General features: G+C 36.9%; 11 protein-coding genes. 5 read left to right on the forward strand and 6 right to left on the reverse strand.

What is annotated here, in order from left to right; translation table 11 throughout:
• Positions 1 to 34: 34 nt before the first annotated feature.
• Together L2586_RS03680 and L2586_RS03685 are read right to left on the reverse strand one after the other, a co-directional pair.
• Positions 35 to 3,244 carry a DUF7619 domain-containing protein gene (locus L2586_RS03680; RefSeq protein ID WP_235291434.1) on the reverse strand — a complete coding sequence of 1,070 codons (3,210 nt, stop codon included), beginning with the start codon at positions 3,242 to 3,244 and terminating at the stop codon, positions 35 to 37.
• A 5-nt stretch (positions 3,245 to 3,249) separates the two neighbouring features.
• Complete coding sequence (locus tag L2586_RS03685) at positions 3,250 to 7,452, reverse strand: MopE-related protein (protein WP_235291435.1); 4,203 nt, start codon at positions 7,450 to 7,452, stop codon at positions 3,250 to 3,252.
• Positions 7,453 to 7,655: 203 nt separating this feature from the next.
• On the opposite strand from L2586_RS03685, the gene L2586_RS03690 reads away from it, so the two are divergent.
• Complete coding sequence (locus L2586_RS03690; protein ID WP_235291436.1) at positions 7,656 to 9,509, forward strand: tetratricopeptide repeat-containing sensor histidine kinase; 1,854 nt, start codon at positions 7,656 to 7,658, stop codon at positions 9,507 to 9,509.
• On the forward strand, positions 9,506 to 10,129 hold the full coding sequence (locus L2586_RS03695) for a response regulator (protein ID WP_235291437.1): 624 nt from the start codon (positions 9,506 to 9,508) through the stop codon (positions 10,127 to 10,129). The genes L2586_RS03690 and L2586_RS03695 overlap by 4 nt, the downstream gene beginning before the upstream one ends.
• A 244-nt stretch (positions 10,130 to 10,373) precedes the next feature.
• Here L2586_RS03695 and lpdA read toward each other — a convergent pair whose 3' ends face one another.
• The 3 genes from lpdA to L2586_RS03710 are packed head-to-tail and all read right to left on the reverse strand — an operon-like array spanning position 10,374 to position 14,291.
• Entirely contained in the window at positions 10,374 to 11,780 is a 1,407-nt protein-coding gene (gene lpdA / locus L2586_RS03700; protein ID WP_235291438.1) for a dihydrolipoyl dehydrogenase, read from the reverse strand.
• A 3-nt stretch (positions 11,781 to 11,783) separates the two neighbouring features.
• Positions 11,784 to 13,127, reverse strand: a complete 1,344-nt coding sequence (locus L2586_RS03705) for a PSP1 domain-containing protein (protein ID WP_235291439.1) — start codon at positions 13,125 to 13,127, stop codon at positions 11,784 to 11,786.
• 54 nt (positions 13,128 to 13,181) lie between these two features.
• Complete coding sequence (locus L2586_RS03710) at positions 13,182 to 14,291, reverse strand: DNA polymerase III subunit (protein ID WP_235291440.1); 1,110 nt, start codon at positions 14,289 to 14,291, stop codon at positions 13,182 to 13,184.
• A gap of 447 nt (positions 14,292 to 14,738) precedes the next feature.
• Between L2586_RS03710 and L2586_RS03715 the strand changes: the two genes are divergently transcribed.
• Entirely contained in the window at positions 14,739 to 15,146 is a 408-nt protein-coding gene (locus tag L2586_RS03715) for a 6-pyruvoyl trahydropterin synthase family protein (protein WP_235291441.1), read from the forward strand.
• Here L2586_RS03715 and L2586_RS03720 read toward each other — a convergent pair.
• On the reverse strand, positions 15,143 to 15,823 hold the full coding sequence (locus tag L2586_RS03720; protein WP_235291442.1) for a T9SS type A sorting domain-containing protein: 681 nt from the start codon (positions 15,821 to 15,823) through the stop codon (positions 15,143 to 15,145). The genes L2586_RS03715 and L2586_RS03720 overlap by 4 nt on opposite strands.
• A 303-nt stretch (positions 15,824 to 16,126) precedes the next feature.
• On the opposite strand from L2586_RS03720, the gene L2586_RS03725 reads away from it, so the two are divergent.
• On the forward strand, positions 16,127 to 17,464 hold the full coding sequence (locus tag L2586_RS03725) for an NAD(P)/FAD-dependent oxidoreductase (RefSeq protein ID WP_235291443.1): 1,338 nt from the start codon (positions 16,127 to 16,129) through the stop codon (positions 17,462 to 17,464).
• Positions 17,465 to 17,476: 12 nt separating this feature from the next.
• Complete coding sequence (locus L2586_RS03730; protein WP_235291444.1) at positions 17,477 to 19,273, forward strand: 4Fe-4S binding protein; 1,797 nt, start codon at positions 17,477 to 17,479, stop codon at positions 19,271 to 19,273.
• The last annotated feature ends 14 nt before the right edge of the window (positions 19,274 to 19,287 follow it).

Below are 19,287 nucleotides of genomic sequence, written 5' to 3' on the forward strand. Positions count from 1 at the left end.
TATAAGCTCTCACAAATTTAATAATATTAATGCATCAAATCTTCACAACCCTGAAAACCTTAGATTCCCCAGCAGATTCCATACTTAATTTTAACAAGTACATTCCTTCTGGAAGTGTCGACAAATCCAGACTAGAATTATTGCTTAATGAAGTTCGAAGCAAAACCCTTCTACCATCCATTCGTAATAGCTCAGCGGAAAAAGAACCATCTACATGATCGATTATTAATCGGTCTGAAACAGGATTAGGATATAGGTCAATGTTTTCATTGCCCAACTCCCCAATACCACTTGTCAAGATCTCACCATCACAATTCTCATCTACATCGTTACCCGGAATCTCTTCCGCTTCTGGATTAATTGCTGCATTATTATCATCACAATCCTCATCTGAATTAAAGCCATCTTGGTCTTCATCAATGATTAATGCAATTCCATCACAATTCTCATCAATCTCATTGTTAGGAATCTCTTCCGCATCAGGATTAATAGCTGCATTATTATCATCGCAGTCTACATCTTCCCCAAAACCATCTGCATCCATATCTACTATTGCAGATTCCTCACTAGAAATACAGATATCAGAAATGTAAGCACATTGATTAGATCCCCATCCTATTCCATAAAAATCACTTGCGTCCATATAGAACGGCACTTTCAGTGTGTCACCCATCGGGCACAGCAAGCGTAGTTCATCACCTATAAAATCTAGTTGCAAGGTATAATTCACAAAATCATTAGGAATGATATGGCAGCTCGGAAAAGTATCTCCTTGGATATAATAAGCTTGGTTAAAGCTCTCACTATCGTAAGATGTTATCACTAAATCAGCAAATGTTGAAAATGCCGAATCCTCGTAAAACTCAAGGGAAACAATTCCACATTCGTTGTAATAATTGAAAGAGATCTCTATTATTTCCGGCTCTTCTAAAGATAACGTTTGCACTATTTGCGCATCGTATTGATTAGAACTCTGATTGAAATTAGAGCCGATATCTAGCACATTGAACGCGCCCCAATTAGATATGCTTCCATTCTGGCTTTCAACATTTCTAAACATCCAGTTCTCAGCTCCTGATTGCCCTACAAAAACCCCTTCTTCAAAACTATTAAAATCTTCGAAAACAACATTGCATTCTTCTGCTGTAAACACCTCAATCACTCCATCGCAATTTTCATCGACATCATTATTCGGGATCTCTGGATTTCCTGGATTCACATTGAACTTTGTATCATCACATTCTTCCCAGAAAAAATATCCATCCGTATCTGCATCTAATTCATCGACTATAGTCGACTGTGTGGTATTCGTAACAATCGGATCGTTAAAATCGAAGTAGATATATGCTGTATTTTCAATTATCGTAAAATCTTCGACACCTTCCTTCAGCCCAATTTCAAACTCAAAAAAGCCATGACTTTCTGCCTCATTCGTTGTACTATCCACCAAGTAAATATTTTCGAACGCCATCGTCAGCACACCATCATCCACCGAAAACACGCCCGTATGACTCGTCGCCGTAAATGCAATCGTACTTAGGTCGAAATACTCCGATAAAGTATCTTTCACCGCGACGGTATATGCCGTATCTGAACCCGTATTCTGAAATCTTATTTTATAGGTCAATTTTTCACTGTTCAACGTATAATTATTCGGGTAATCTCGGGACGGTGAGACTTGCTTATCATTAGGATCTATTGCACATCGAATGGCAGATTTAAAATGAATCGTGTCTCCTTGAAAGACTGCGCTCATTCGAATCGTGTCTCCTTCGAAATTTTCATCAGCAATCATTCCTTGGAAATGTAAAGTCTGAATACCAGAAGCACTTAGACTATCCAAGTTTCCCATCAAGACTGAATCCATGACAAGAAAATCACCTTCCGTAGATTGCAAATTAGAAACCAATGAATCTGTAAAAACAGTCACCGGACCAGTCAAGTAAGCACATTCTGTATTCTCTATGGTGACCCAAAAATTGACCAATGTATTACACCTTGTAGGCGCTGCATTTATTCTTATTGTAAAATCCTCATCTTCGTTCCCAGTTCTCACCAATCCAATATCCATACACTGTTCTGTCCCTTCGCTTGAATTATAGTACACATCTGTAGAATCACTTATTCTCCAGCACGTTTCTTCTGGACTTAATCCAAATGTATCAAGCCCTACAACAGAATGAGTCAAGAATGCTCCGTTTTCATCTGAGTAGAAAATCCTTCCACTTTTAGAATGCTGAAATTTGATGTTTGAAAGTGTTGCTTCGAGGCTGTCTTTCACGCCATTGTTGTTCTCATCGTGGAAGGCACTTCCTTTAATAGAGTAGTCACAATCAGCATTTTTAATATGAACAAATATATTAGAATGCAAATTCTTACCATCAGTACCTATTAGGCAGTAGTATTCTGTCTCACTCTTAAGCCCACTTACCAAATGAATCGAATCTCCATACAAGCAAATAATTTGATCACTTAGAAGGCTACAGGCACTTCCTTCATACAACTCCAGAAATGGACTTCCTCTATAACCACTTAATTGAATTTCAATATTGGTCATCCCAACTCCTGTCGTGAACTTATACCATTTAGACCCATATTCATTAGAATAACAGCCTGTAGGTTGTGGATTATCATTGCATAATGTAGATACTCCAGCTTCTGCTGCATTAGTATATCCAAACGGACAATCCAAGATTACACCCAGATCGAAAGCATTCACACAACTATCTATTTCCGCAAACATTTCGTCCGAACAATCCAAAATATATTCATAGATCCAATTAATTCTGGTATCTGCATCTAGTTTTAGCTTAAATTGATCGCAATCACCTTGCGACATCATTCCTGCAGGAATAAATGGAGGTCCCATATTCCCGAGAGTCACTAGTTCACTATTATCCGAATTGCATAAAATAAATCCTATCGCTCCCGCTTCTGCTACATGATCATACTTATCGGAAATTAAGCAAACCCCTCTATCTACTAAAGCAATTTTGCTAGAAAGATCTGCTGCCACTGAATCGCAAACTAAGTAAGAGCCATTCATATCTGAGACCCATTCGACTTCTACGTTCTGAAGGTTATAATCGGGAACATTACTAGTATTTCCCTGCCGAAATGAGAAGGTATCGAGACTGCCGTCTCCATAAGTGACTTGAAATTCTTGCACAAGCTGCCCACTTAAGGACCACATTGACATAAAATAAAATCCTAGGCAAATTCCAAGTCTCAATATGTTTCTCAAAATATTTACATTTTAATCAATTTGAAAAATTTCACTCGCTCTCCATTATTCATATATAATTTTACAAAATATACACCTCTTGGATTATTAGACAAATCTACATGATTCTTCCCTGAGTGAAGAGCCTGATTATAGACAATCTGACCATTATAAGTCATTATTTCAATGTTGGTGACATCTTCAGCTATTTCAATTACAAACCTGTCATTCATCGGATTCGGGTACACCTTTACCTCACTTAGCCATTCTTCATCCACACTACTTGTTAGGTCCTCTCCATCGCAATCTTCATCGATACCATTGTTTGGAATTTCTGGAGCACCTGGATATATAAGCGAATCTTGATCATTACAATCTACAGAACCTAGATAACCATCCATATCTTCATCGGTAAAACTAAGCTCACCATTGCAATTTTCATCGACATTATTATTAGGAATTTCCACTGCATCAGGATTAATTGCTGGATCGGTATCATCACAATCTTCATCTGAATTAAAGCCATCATTATCTTCATCGATAACTTGAGCCATTCCATCACAATCTTCATCCACATCATTATTAGGGATTTCTGATGCACCTGGATTGATTGCAGCATTCGTATCGTCACAATCCACATCTGAATTAAAGCCATCCATATCTTCATCAATTAAAATGACCGCTCCATCACAGTTCTCATCGATGTCATTATTTGGGATTTCTTCAGCATCTGGGTTAATCAATGGATCATTGTCGTCACAATCTACATCGGAATTAAAGCCATCGTTATCCTCATCAATGATTAATAATTCACCATCACAATTTTCATCGATATCGTTGTTCGCAATTTCTACAGCATCTGGATTAATCGAAGCATCTGAATCATCACAGTCATCTTCTGAATTAAAACCATCCATATCTGCATCAAAATTTAATACAATCCCATCACAATTTTCATCTATACTATTACCTGGTACCTCCTCAACATCTGGATTGATTGCTGCATTCGTATCATCACAATCCACGTCAGAATTGAATCCATCCATGTCTTCATCAATAATCAGGACTACACCGTCACAATCCTCATCCACATCATTATTCGGAATCTCTACAGCTCCAGGATATGCAGTCGCATCTTTATCATCACAATCCTCATCAGAGTTATAACCATCCATATCTTCATCGATGATCTGAGCTACTCCATCACAATCTTCATCTACCTCATTGTTCACAATTTCCGTGGCATCAGGATTAATCGCTGCATTGGTATCGTCACAATCCACATCTGAATTAAAGCCATCATTATCCTCATCGATAATCAGAGCTACACCATCACAGTCCTCATCCACATCATTATTAGGAATCTCTATAGCGTCAGGATTGATTGCAGCATTCGTATCATCACAATCAAAACCTGCATTAAACCCATCGTTATCTGTGTCCACACCTTCTATGAGGCCATCACAATTTTCATCTACCGTATTATTAGGAATTTCTGTTGCGTCTGGGTTAATTAATGGATCATTATCATCACAATCTTCATCTGTATGGAAACCATCATTATCTACATCTGGCAAAGGATTGATTACTGTCACATCTGCAGTATTCACACTTCGATCTACGCATACACCATCTAGACTTAGGTCAAGTAATTCTTTACCAATAAAATCGGCAGGATTAAATGTTTCCGCGTCTAATTTTATAGTATAAATGTTTTTTACGCCTTGCTTCAATTCTCTAAAATCTGATTCTGGAAGAATCGCTTCTATAAGTCCGTCCTCATCTTCTACCACATAGAAAAAGCTTCCATCTAATTCGTTGTTATTTTCAATGCTAATTAAGGATTCTCCGGAGATTCTTACTTTAAATGTTTTATCATCATCGAAAGAAGTTATCCCTAGTTTATAACTCACGCATGCTTCTAACTCTACATCTATCCAATTCGAAAATGAAGTAGTCGTCGTCCCAGGAAATGTAGAGGATTCTATTAGATTCATATCTATAACCGAACTACACAGGTCTGCTTCATCGAAATTACTGTCAAATAAAACTAACCCAGCAAATTCTCCTACATTAAATATTCGATATGATCCACTTTTTGCAACTTGAAAATTTACAAATTCAAAATTCGTTCGAACAGGATTCCCACTAGGAAATAAAACCTTTTCACATACTCCATCTAATGTATATCTAATGAACCCTAACTCTTCATCGGCATTATCTATCAAGAAATCTGCTTCATAAGTTCCTACACCTGTGTATGCTTGCGCTGTAAAATTAAGTTCTTCAGCTCCTATATTCGCTGTAACATCCTCTAACCCACAAGTGTAATATAACTCTGGCGCAGGACAATTGGTTGTAGAGTAAAACGGTCTTGAATAATTGTAAAATGAGAAACACTCTGAAACATGGCATTCTACTTTAAAATGAAAATTACCGTCTATGCTAAATCCAGGAGCGACAAAATAGGAAACACCTAGATCACCGTAATCTACATTCTGCGCAATCGGAATAATGACCGTCGGATCATTTAAGGAAATTAAATTGACATCCACCTTATCGCATATTCCGGAAATTCCATCATCATTCCATGTCAGATTTATCGTTTCACCTCCTACTATCGTATCGATCAATGAATCAATCTCTATGGTTAATGGCCCGATATCCAAAACAGATACCGTAACTTCATCACTTGTGAAAATACCGCCTTCAGAATCGTTATCTCGAATAGTACATCGAAGTGTTAGATCTCTAGGAACCTTCGGAAGTGACTCGAATGGATCCTGAAGAAAGTAATTGAAAAATCTTGGAAAGCTTCTTTCAGCATTTGAGTTCGGCGCATAACCTCTGAACAAAGGGCCCCTTGCACTCATCGCTGCTTGATCCCCTAAGAAACCAGCATTAGGACTTCCACTTCCATCTTCATCGAATTGCTCCCATACATAAGTAAGATTATCTGAATCTGCATCACTGCCCTCCGCTTTTATCCTAAATGGAGTATTCAGCGGAATCTGAAACGAAGACATTCCACAAGGATTTATGGTCAAGTCTGGAGGCGTATTATCCGTTAATAAAGTCTGTTGGCAACTTAATGAATTCACATATTGCGACATTAAGTACAAACTGGAAAAATGGAAATAATTATTGATCGTTTCATCTGGTAGTACATAGTCATCATTGTCTCCACATTTGCCACCATAAGACATAAGCGTACTTCCACTACCTATTTCATAGGCATTATCTGGAGATAACGCATCCATACAAATATCAGAATCTGAATTCATCGTATGCCTTGCTCCGAAAGCATGACCTATTTCATGAGAAACCAATGCTGTAAATCCATTGTCTGCAAGTCCTACAGAAGCTGCCCATATTCTAGCCTTATTAGGACCGCTTCCTGTAGTTCCAGGATTACATGCTGCTTCGATAACTGCTACCCCACCACCTGGCCATCCATCAGAATACGAATTAAAAGTTATTCCTAAATCGTATTCATCAAATGTGAAATCGTTCACAAAAGCATTCGCTGACTGAATGGTTCTGTTGCCACCTCCGTTCAGACTAGGTGTAAATGGATCTGTTTCTTTATCACTGTAGAGTTTCACTCTGCCTTGCAAGGTAAAATTTAACGAAAAATCACGCTCGAAAATTCTATTAACACCTGAAATGGTCTTAATAATGTCTGCCATCACGAGTTCGTCAGTATTACCGTGTTGCTCATAAAACTCACCTGTCGCAATGATGGCCAACTTAAAGCTCTGCAGGTCATCACCATAGCTATACTTCCCTATATTAGACCTCACCGAACTAGGAAGTTGTCCCTTTAGTTCTTCTGCTGCACACTCCCAATATTGCTTGGTTGTTTCTTCTAGAACATACTCACCTGTCTGGTGATTCGGAAAAAAGCTTTGAGTGCCTTTATTTTCTATGTCAATGTTATAGTAAATATGTGTTGATGACGTGATTAAACTTCCAACAATTATATCTTTCTGGTTATAAAGATCATAGCTTTTGATTTTTGGGAATCGCTTCGCTAAATTTTCATCAACAAGGTCATTCTCCTTCGCAATAAATGTACTCGACTGCCCTGGAAGCGAAAGAATCTGTCTAGTACTTGCCTTTTCTGTGATTTCTAAATAGGTTCCTCTCTCTAAATTCATAGTCCTATTCTGACCAAAAATCAATACAAAAGAGCTAAGAAATGTAATAAGTGTAATTAGGTATTTCATTATTTTTCATTGCTATTATGAGTGCCAAGATACAAGAATATCAATTACTTAGCGCTTCCAATGATATGCATTTTCACTTCACAAATACTTGAATGTATAAGTGTTTATGGTTAGATGAATTAAGTATTACGAATTAATTAATATTGATGAGTTCGCTATTCTTAGCTTCACAAATAAGATAAAATAGCTTAGATTTGTAGACCATGATCTCCCAAAAAAAATATCACCATATTATTATACTATTTTTTCTCAGTATAACTTCCATTCTAGGTCAATCTGGAAACAATCTGTCTATTAATGAGAATTTAGACCTAGCGGATGATTGGGAAAATAAAAATTTAGACTCTTCACTACATTATTCACTTATTGCCTTAGAAAAGAGTCGAGCAGCAGAAGATCAAGTTAGTGAAATAAAGAGTTTGAACAATGTAGGTTATTCTTTGGGGCAGTTAAGTAAGTATTCTGAGGCTTATGAAATGCATCAGGAAGCTTTAACTGTGTCGAAAGCGATAAAAGACACAAGTCAGATTGCTAAGACGCTTAACTTTATTGGTGTTTTCTATAATGAACTAAGTGATTATGATGAAGCACAAAAGTATTTCACTCAATCTTACGAGCTTCGGTATAACTTAAAAGATACTGTTGGAACTGCTATTGTTGCTGGAAACATTGGCCTAAATTATTACCGATTAAAGCAATATGACCTAGCAGAAAAATACATGAATCAGACCTATCAGATCGATAGTATGCTGAATGATAGTTTATATATTATCGGTGATCTCATTAACCTTGGCTTAGTCTACAAATTTACAGATCGCTTAGATCTATCGGAGAAAGTTACTAAGGAAGCTTTAGATATTGCAACAAAGTTAGGTAGTTCATCAGATATTGCGCTTATACTCGGTAACCTTGGAATGATCTACTTACAAGCTAAAGATTATCAAAAATGTGAGGACTATTTAAATGAATCCATTAAGCTTAGACGAATAAGTGGTAACCCGCGTTCTTTAGTTAGAACCCACGCTAATTTTTTAAGCTTGTATAAAGACTGGGGCAAATACGATAAAGCACTAATCTATGCGGATAGTGCTTCTTACTATAACAATATCGTAAAAAACAAGAGACAAGAAGAGAAGATTCTTCGAAACAAAGCGGAGGTTTTTGAAAAAATGGGTAATTACAAAGAAGCCCTTAGAAATAGAGATTTACTTTCTTCAGTTAGAGATTCTATGACCAACTCTGAGCGGCTACAACGTCTTGCATCAGCTGAAAGTAGGCTTAATCTACTTGCTAAAGAAAATGAAATTATAAAGCAAGAGAATGACATTGTACAATTAACGTCTCGAAATCAACGTCTAATTTTCGGAGGTACAGGATTGATGTTATTAATGGCAATAGGATATTTACTTCGGTCGAGATCTTATAGCAAACGCAATGCGGAGTTACAGAAACAATTTGCTCAGGATTTAATAAAAAGTACTGAACAAGAACGAAAAAGAATCTCGAGTGAATTGCATGACAGTATTGGCCAAAGCCTGCTCCTAATTAAAAACAAAATCCTGCTGAACCCGCAAGAAGTACGACAAGATATCGACATTGTAGATAATGCAATTAGTGAAGTAAGATCTATATCTCAAGCCTTACATCCTTACCAATTTGAGAAATTAGGATTGATTAAGTCCTTAGAATATTTAATAGATCAATTTCAAAATAACTCTAACATATTTTACTCGCACGAAATAGAGGTTGAAAATCTTTCTTTGCCTGATAGCCAAGGAATCTATGTTTATAGAATTATACAAGAATGTATTAATAATGTAGAAAAGCATTCTAACGCCAAGGCATGTAATTTGCTCGTTGAAAAAAATACAGATCATATACTTTTTCAGATTCGCGACAATGGAAAAGGATTTGACTTAACAGAAAATAGTCAGTTGTTAAATAGCTTAGGAATGAAAACCCTAAGAGAACGAGCGCAAATTATCGGTGCACAATTAATCATTGATTCTACAGCAGGCAAGGGAACCATTGTTAAATTAAAAGTTCCTTACTCATGAAGCCAACCTTAATATTAGCTGATGATCATCCTCTATTAATGCAAGGTGCTGTCCAACATTTAAATCAGCATGGCTATCAAATTCTTCACACCTCTGACAATGGGAATGATGCATATCTTTCCATATTAGAACATTCCCCTGACATTGCCATACTAGACATGGACATGCCTATTCTTACCGGCCTAGAAGTTGCGAAAAAGGTCAAAGTAAATAATGTCAAAACAAAGATTGTGATCCTGACGCTTTATAAGCAAGAAGCAATCCTTGTAGAAGTGGGTCAAAGTATAGAAGGGTACGTTACCAAAGATTCTGCATTAGAAGAACTAGATAACTGCCTTCAGAAAGTTCATATAGGAGAACTATACATTTCTCCTAAATTAAAAGGGAATATCATTTTCGATAATAAAATTCCTAATCTGGAATTACTGACTCCTACTGAAATTAAGATTTTGAAGATGTTAAAGCAAAACCTGACAAGTGCAGATGTTGCTGATCAGCTGTTTGTATCGAAAAGAACGGTGGAAAAGCATCGAAGTAACATCATCCAAAAGCTAGACCTCGGCTCAAGTCACAATGCGCTTTTTATGTGGCTGAACAAACATGGCGACAAGCTTAATTAAGCGCTAATTTTCTTCGAAATAACATAGAAATTTAACCAAAAGCAGCAGATTACGTATATCTACGTATATCATTTTCCTTTATCTCAACGTAACTTAGTGGCATAATTAACCGCTTAAAACCTAGCCAAACCCTTTAAGACCAAACCTAAATAAGTCTTAAAACCAAACCAGATCGACGTTAACCTCAATCGATCGCAAACCGGGGCATTTTTATAGATGCTCCGGTTTTTTTATTTTCAGTTTCTTATACGTGTAAAGCTCTGTTATCAGTTGCCGCTAATGCTGCTTCTTTCACAGCCTCTGTAAATGTAGGATGTGGATGACAAAGTCTCGCCATATCTTCAGCAGAAGCTCTGAACTCCATTAATGCAACGGCTTCCATGATTAAATCAGCACAACGAGGACCAACCATGTGAACTCCAAGAATTTCATCAGTTTCTTTATCTGCAAGCACTTTCACCATTCCTTCCGTGTCCATACTTGCTCGCGCTCGACCTAAAGCTTTGAACGGGAATTTCCCAACTTTATAAGCAACACCTTTTTCTTTAAGCATTTCTTCCGTCGCGCCTACAGCAGCAACCTCTGGCCAAGTATAAACAACACCTGGAATTAAGTTATAATCGATGTGTGGCTTCTGTCCCGCTAATAATTCAGCAAGAAAGACTCCTTCTTCTTCCGCCTTGTGCGCAAGCATCGCTCCAGGAATTACATCTCCTATAGCATATACACCAGGCTCTCCAGTTTGAAGATGCTCATCTACTTTAACTCTTCCTTTTTCATCCAGTTCTACTTTCGTATTTTCTAGACCAAGTCCCTCTGTATATGGCTTTCTTCCTATCGCAATTAAACAGTAGTCCGCTTTCAGATCAAATTTCTCCTCTGAATCTCGCTTCTGAACAGAAACTGTAACAGCTGTTTTCGTTCCTTTCACTCCAGTAACCATATGTTTCAAATGGAAATTGATGCCCAATTTCTTAAGAGATCTTCTAAGTTCTTTACCACAATCCACATCCATTCCACCGATTATAGAATCCATGTATTCTACAACATCTACTTGAGTTCCTAATCTAGCAAAAACAGAACCTAATTCGAGTCCAATTACACCAGCACCGATGACTACCATTTTCTTCGGTAGCTTTTCTATATTCAATGCTTCTGTAGAAGTGATCACTCTATTTTTATCATAATTAAATGATTCCGGAGTAACAGGTTTCGAACCGGTAGCAATAATAATATTAGTTCCTTCGATTTCTTGCGTCGAGCCATCATTAGCTGTAACGGTTATCACCTTCGCTGACTTAAAAGAACCAACTCCAGTAAAGACTTCGATTTTATTCTTTTTCATCAAAAACTCCACACCTTTGCAAGTCTGATCTACAACATCTTGTTTCCGCTTAACCATTTGCTTAAGATCTACTCCTAAGTTGGAAATTTTGATACCGTGTGTTTCGAAAGATTTATCAGCATTGTGATAATGTTCTGAAGAGTCTAGCAAGGCTTTAGAAGGAATACATCCTACATTCAGACAAGTTCCTCCTAAAGTAGGATACTTTTCAATAATCGCTACTTTCTGTCCCAATTGGGCTGCTCTAATTGCCCCAACATATCCGCCAGGACCACTTCCGATGATAATTAAATCGTATTTATTCATTTCTTACTTTTTATCAGTGGGTTTATCACTGCTATTATTCTTATTATTCCGAGGTTGTTGTTTCCCTCGTGGTTTTCTATTTCGCGAATTCCTAGAATTTCTCGGCTTTCTCTCTCCAGAAGGTGCATCTGACTTAGGCGAAGCTGATTTCGTTGTAGTTGATTTTTCGCCTGAGTTACTATTGCTTTTCTGAGCTGGTCTAGGTCTATTTCCTTGACTCTTCCCTCTTCTCTTATTTCTTCGCTTTTTCTTTACATCGGGAAGTTCTACGACACCATCTACTTGGCCGTAACCCATATCTTCATCTTCAGGAGCAACTTCTTTCACTACTTGCATACTCATCAGATCATCAGGAAACTCTCCTCTCTTATTCATTTCTAAGATCTTCTTCACTTGCTCTTTATCAAGTGTAACTACTGGACCTCTTCTTCCATCTATATTCGTCCCATAATACATCAAGCCTTTAAAAATATCAAGCTTAATCATTTGGGCAGAACCAAACTTAGTTTTCAGGTAATCAGCTTTCTTAGGGAAGTCTTTAAGCGCATCCATATAAGTGTCTAGTTCATAATTCAGACAACATTTAAGACGACCACACTGACCACTTAATTTAGACTGATTAATTCCTATGTACTGATATCTTGCGGCAGAAGTACTTACGGTTTTAAAATCTGAAAGCCACGTAGAACAACATAGCTCTCTTCCACAAGATCCTATTCCCCCTATCCTTGCAGACTCTTGACGCGAACCGATCTGACGCATCTCTATTTTTACTCTAAATTCTTTAGCGTATTGCTTAACTAACTCTCTAAAGTCAACTCTTCCATCGGCCGTATAATAAAACGTAGCCTTTCTTTTATCTCCTTGAAATTCTACATCACCGATTTTCATCTCCAGCCCAAGAGTTCTAGAAATAACACGTGCTCGAACTAAAGATTGTTTTTCTAAAGCTCTTGCTTCTTGAAGTTTTTCTAAATCCCGATTGTGTGCTCTACGAATTACATTGCTAAAAAGTCTTGACTCATTGACCTTTTTCTTCTTCATTTGCAATCGAACAAGTTCCCCTGAAAGGCTTATTCTTCCTACGTCGAAACCATTTCCTGTATCAACGACCACCATGTCTCCTGTAATAACTCTTTCTCCTAATTCATTCTTAAAGAAGTCTTTTCTTGCACCGTTCTTGAAACTTATTTCTACTATGTCAAACTCGTTTTTGTCATATATTTCTAGCTGAGAAAGCCAGTCATATGTGTTTAATTTGTTACAACTGCCACTTGTACAATGGCCTTTGCTCTCGCAACCCATCGGAACACCACCGGTTCCTGAGCTACAACTCTCACATCCCATAATTTATATATTTTATATGTCAATCAAACCTCCATGCGACGACCTACTAATTAATTAGGCAAAACGAGCAACGTGAAACAATTCATGAATTCTTATTGAATTTTTCATGAATAACATTTTCGCGTTAGCATTCCGTTCTATCAGCATGAAGCTATCGTTAAGTAGTTCCTCAATAATCTCAAGTGCATCTAAGTCAATAAACTTCTTAAGATTACTAGCAACTTTAATTTCTTTATCTAAAAAACGCAGATGATCATTATCAACTACATCTAACATTAGAAAAGATCTAAAAAATTGTAACGCATAGGTTACAAAGTATTTTTGCTGTTCTTTCGTCAGCTTTCCAAATTCATCGCACCAATTTACGATTTCTTCTGGTTTTAATTTATAACAAGTTCTGAGCCAGTCAAATAATTTATCTGAAAAATCGATAATATTCTCATCACTCATATTCCTTGCAACTCGATAATTACCATCAGCCAAGAAACTTATTTTTCGGGCATGATCAGCATCGATGTTATGTTCTTCCATTATTCGCGTCGCGATTTCATCATCTGAAGGAGATGGGACGTGAATCAACTGACATCTAGATAAGATCGTATTCAGAATCCTATCTACATTTTCAGTAACAAGTATAAAAATGGTATTCTCAGGTGGCTCCTCTATTAATTTTAATAAACGGTTTCCTTCCTTACCTAAGTATTCCGGCAACCACATCACTAGCACTTTGTATTCACTTTCAAAACTCTTAAGTCCTAATTTCTGAATAATACTATGGCATTCCTTAGCATTGATGTTTGCTTGCTTATTATCAGCATCTAACCGCATCATCCACTGCGTGATATTCATAAACGGATCTTCTAATAGTGCCTCCCGCCATTCTTTCAGAAAATCATTACTGGTGGTATTACCTACGAAAGGAAAAGAAAAGTGAATATCAGGGTGAATGTGTTTTCCTGCTTTGTGGAATGCAGACTCCTTCTTCGCATCAGAAGTATTAGCAATCTTGTTCGAAACAATGTGCTGAGCTAATCTAATACCTAATTCCAGTGCCCCACTTCCGTCTTTTCCCTTTACAATCATGGCATGCGGAAGTCTGTCTTCTTCTAAAAGGTGCTTTAATTCCGTGAAAATATCCGTATGAAAATAAGTACGCTCACTCACTGCTTCTGTCTTATTATTATTTTTTTGTAAAGATAGGCTATTCTTTCTTTAATTTATTAATCATCGTCATAATAACAAAAAGGATTCACAAACCTTAGATTTTATCTCAATGATCGAAGAATATGATCTCACTTGATGAATTCCGAACAGTCTGCAATCTTGCATGTGAACCTAATCTGATGCTTAGCTGCGGTTCAATTGGGTTAAATTTAAAAGTGAAAAGATGATTGACGAAACTTTTATCTTTAAGACTAGTGCATAAACATTTAAAATCTCCATACGATCACAAAATCTCAATACGGGAATATTATACGCAGTTATTAATCTTTCTTGTTCCAATTTAAAGCACTTTTCAATAATCCTTCTATAAGAAATAATGATTTTATAACTTTTGTGGCAACAAAAATGGATATCTGTTCATTTACTGTATAGAAATGTAACTTAACAATGAGAATAGCTGTATTTAGAAAAGCCCACTTTAATGCTGCACACAGAATGCATGTTGCAGAATGGACTGATGAAAAGAACATAGAGGTATTCGGATTATGCAATAGCCCGAATTATCACGGACATAATTACGAAATGGAATTGAAGGTTGTAGGTGAAGTAGATCCAGTAACAGGATATTTAATTGACCTAAAGTACCTCAAAGATTTAATCAAAGTAGAAATCGAAGATCGATTCGACCACAAAAACTTAAATCTAGATACAGAAGAATTTAAAAATACTCCTCCTAGTTGCGAAAACATTTGCTACGTAATATGGAAAATAATATCGGAGAAACTCGGTAGTAAATACGAAGTTACTGTTCGTCTTTATGAAACGCCAAGAAATTTTGTGGAATATCCAGCTTAGTTTTTTCTAAGCTTCATCACCTTTATAGAATCACCTTTCGCATCTAGCAATCTTACATAGTAGATGCCTTTACTGAGATCCGTAATGTCATAAAAACCGCCTTGCTGTGCTTTAAAACTTCCAACCTTTTTACCAACTACGGTAACCACATCGATATGATCCACTAAAGAACCTGTATTCACCCTGAAAAAATCTGAAGTTGGATTCGGGAAAACACTTAATCCTTTCACATCAAAATTAGCTGTAGAAGAAGTAATCGTATTAACCGAAATCGGTACGTCCACATTGATGCTATCTGCATGCTCTAGATCAAAAAAGTTGATTTTATAAGAAGCTGAACCTTCAGAATCTGTAGGTAATGTGTGAAACATTACGATAATCGTTTGTCCAGGAGGAATGATATTCGGTCGAGCAGTAGAACTTACATCTTGATTAAAATTGTAGCAATTCTCTGTATCACAAACATAATATTGCCATACAGATGGTTGTTCTACAACTTCTAATTTCCAAGCTAAGAATACCGTATCTGTACCTTCATTTTTAAGCTCGAAGTCAATTTGAATATTTTCTGTAGACTTATCGGCAGTAACATCTATTGGGTTAGGTGAGTACGAAATCTGACCGTAACCAAAAGTGCAAAGAGCCAAGAAGAAAATAATTTGTAAAAAATTACGCATAGGCAATATTCAATTATATCAAAGATAAGCATTAAAAGTTTAAGCAATTATTAATGTTATGTTAAAAGTCCATTTCTTATACTAAAAGACAATTAACCGAACACAACGCAAATATATTAATATTTATTGTAATATGTATAACATTGACGGACATAATTTAAATGATTTATTTAGCTAATTTCACATCAGCCTCTCAAATAAACTTATGTCCTATGTTAGACAAGTAATAGGAAATAATGTAATTGCTTAAGACATTAACTCCTATATTGATGAACCTAAAATTGCCATAAACCACTATAACATATGAAAATAATTATAATAGGTAACGGAATAAGTGGAATAACTGCAGCACGATTTATTAGGAAACTTTCAGATCATTCCATCACCGTAATTTCTTCAGAAACGGATCATTTTTTTTCTAGAACTGCCCTCATGTATATCTATATGGGCCATATGCGTTACGAAGACACGAAGCCCTATGAAGACTGGTTTTGGGAGAAAAATAGGATAGAACTGAAAAGAGCTCGAGTAGAGTCTGTGGGATTTGAGCAGAAAACACTAACACTAGACAATGGTGAAAGCCTTCCCTATGATAAATTAATCATCGCGACAGGTTCTGCATCTAACAAATTCGGATGGCCAGGCCAAGATCTGGAAAGAGTCTATGGAATGTATACCTTCCAAGACTTAGAAGCAATGGAAAAATATAGTGATGGTCTCAAGCGAGCAGTTATCGTGGGTGGAGGTTTAATAGGAATCGAAATGGCTGAGATGTTCCATTCTAGACACATTCCTACCACTATTTTAGTCAGAGAAGAAAGCTACTGGAATAATATACTGCCAGCTGAAGAATCACAAATGGTTAGCAGGCACATTAAAGAACATGGGATAGACTTGAGATTATCTGAAGAGCTGAAAGAAATTCATGATGATGGAAATGGACATGCGAATGCCGTGACCCTCAAGTCAGGCGAGAAAATCGACTGTGGCTTCGTAGGATTAACCGCTGGTGTTCACCCTAATGTGGGTTTCTTGAAAAATGGAGCACTCAAAATAGAACGTGGTATTGTGGTCAATGAGCATCTAGAAACTAATATTCCAGATGTCTACGCGATCGGTGATTGCGCTCAGATTAATGAACCTGTAGAAGGAAGACGCGCAATAGAAGCAGTGTGGTATACCGGAAAAATGATGGGAGAAACTGTTGCTTATAATGTATGTGACAAGAAAGTGAAGTACAATCCTGGCATATGGTTTAACTCTGCCAAATTTATGGACATCGAATACATGGTATATGGCGATGTCCCTGCTAAAAAAGCTGACTATATGAATACCATCTACTGGGAACACAGTGATGGTCGAAAATCTATAAGAATTAATTTTCACAAAGAAAGTGGAGAAGTGCTAGGCTTCAATTTGATGGGAATTCGATATCGCCACGAAGTTTGTGAAAAGTGGATTGCTGATAAAACACACGTTGAAAATGTACTTCAGCATTTAGGTCTTGCCAATTTTGACCCTGAATTTTATAAGCAATATGACAAAGAACTAGTCAAAGTCTACAATAAACAAACAGGAAAAAAATTAGAATTGAAGACCAAAAGAGGCCTCAACAAAGTATTGGCATTTCTTAAAAAATAGACAAAGCGAAAGATGAATATTATAAATAAAATAGGTTTAGGAATTTTTGTAGCCGCTTTAGCGCTTTTTACCTTATCGCTCGGATTAGATAGCTACCAACTAAAGAACGAGCATCTTCCAGGAAAATCTACTAGCCATCAAGAAGCAATTAAGGTTGCAGCAGAAGAATCTGGCATCATTGGAAAAGAATATACTAACAACATCGCCTACATTGCAGACTTAAAAAAAGCTTTCAAGCAAGCTCAAAAAACTCAAGAAGAAAATGCAAAAAATGGTATTCCTGATGGTGTAAATGAGTGGGATTTCAGAATGAGTGATGGAGATGTAAAGTCTTATGTATTTAGTGCTGTAAAAGCATCAAGCAATGGTCTTATAGCGAATAACAAACTCCTTTTCTTCTTCTTGACTATTGGTCTCGGAGCTTTAGGTGGATTAATTTATATTTTACCAACCTTCTTGAAAATTCCAGGAATAAAAAATGATCACATCTACCACAGCTCTATGCAACGTGGATTAACGGTCAATGTTAGAGGATTTTTTCTTGCAGCTACTATACTCGGGCTGCTAGTTTATGGTTTTTATTATACAGGAGGTCAACTCCTATGGCCAGTCATCACCTTGATCATTATTGGTCTTATCATGTATTTGGTCTTAGGTAGAAAAAATGAAAAATCACATGAACCGACGAAGTCAGCATCCCCTAATATCACAGGTTGGATTGGTGTCATTACAGGAGTATATCTGATTGTATTTTATATTATTCTGTACTGGGCACCTGCGTACATGACTTCATGGATCAATATGGTAGATCCGCTTTCTCACGCGATGAGTGGCAATGATGCAAGCCAATGGTTCCTATATGGAACCTTGTACACTATTGTGATTATCGTAATGGGAATTAGAATGATTGCTAAGTACAGACATAATAAGTATCAAATTCTGAGGACAATATCAGTAATGTTTTTTCAGACGGTATTTGCATTTACCTTACCTGAAATACTAATCAGACTTAACAAGCCATACTACGATTTCAAAAATATCTGGCCACTAAACTATTCTTTCTTCTTCGATTACAATATCAAGGATATGCTAGCCAACGGAAGCTTCGGGATATTCTTGCTAGTATGGGGAATAGCTCTTGCACTTGTTGCAGTACCCGTTTTTGTTTACTTTTTCGGTAAGCGATGGTATTGCTCATGGGTCTGTGGATGTGGAGGATTAGCAGAAACAATGGGAGATCCATATCGCCAACTTTCAGATAAAAGTCTAAGAGCGTGGAAGTACGAACGATATATTATTAATGGTGTACTTGTATTTGCAGTCGTGATGACCCTACTGGTTCTGTATACTTATTTCACTGGGCAAGGTCGTGTATTCGGATTTCTAGATAGCTACAGTGTAAGAACTTGGTACGGATTTTTGATCGGATCGGGATTTGCTGGAATTGTGGGTACTGGATTTTACCCTTTAATGGGAAATAGGACTTGGTGTAGATTCGGTTGTCCATTAGCGGCTTACTTAGGAATAGTACAACGCTTCAAGTCTAAATTCAGAATCACAACCAATGGATCTCAGTGTATTTCTTGTGGTAATTGTTCCACCCATTGTGAAATGGGAATCGATGTAAGATGGTATGCACAAAGAGGGCAAGATATTGTAAGATCTTCATGTGTCGGTTGTGGGGTCTGTTCTGCTGTATGTCCAAGAGGTGTATTAAGACTAGAAAATGGAGATAGCGATATTAGTGAAAGAGCAAGTGAAACGAGAGCGATTCATATTTCAGAAGATGAGGTAAAGTTACTTTACTAGAAGACCTGATGGTG

Source organism: Portibacter lacus (assembly GCF_021533215.1).
Lineage (GTDB): Bacteria > Bacteroidota > Bacteroidia > Chitinophagales > Saprospiraceae > Portibacter > Portibacter lacus.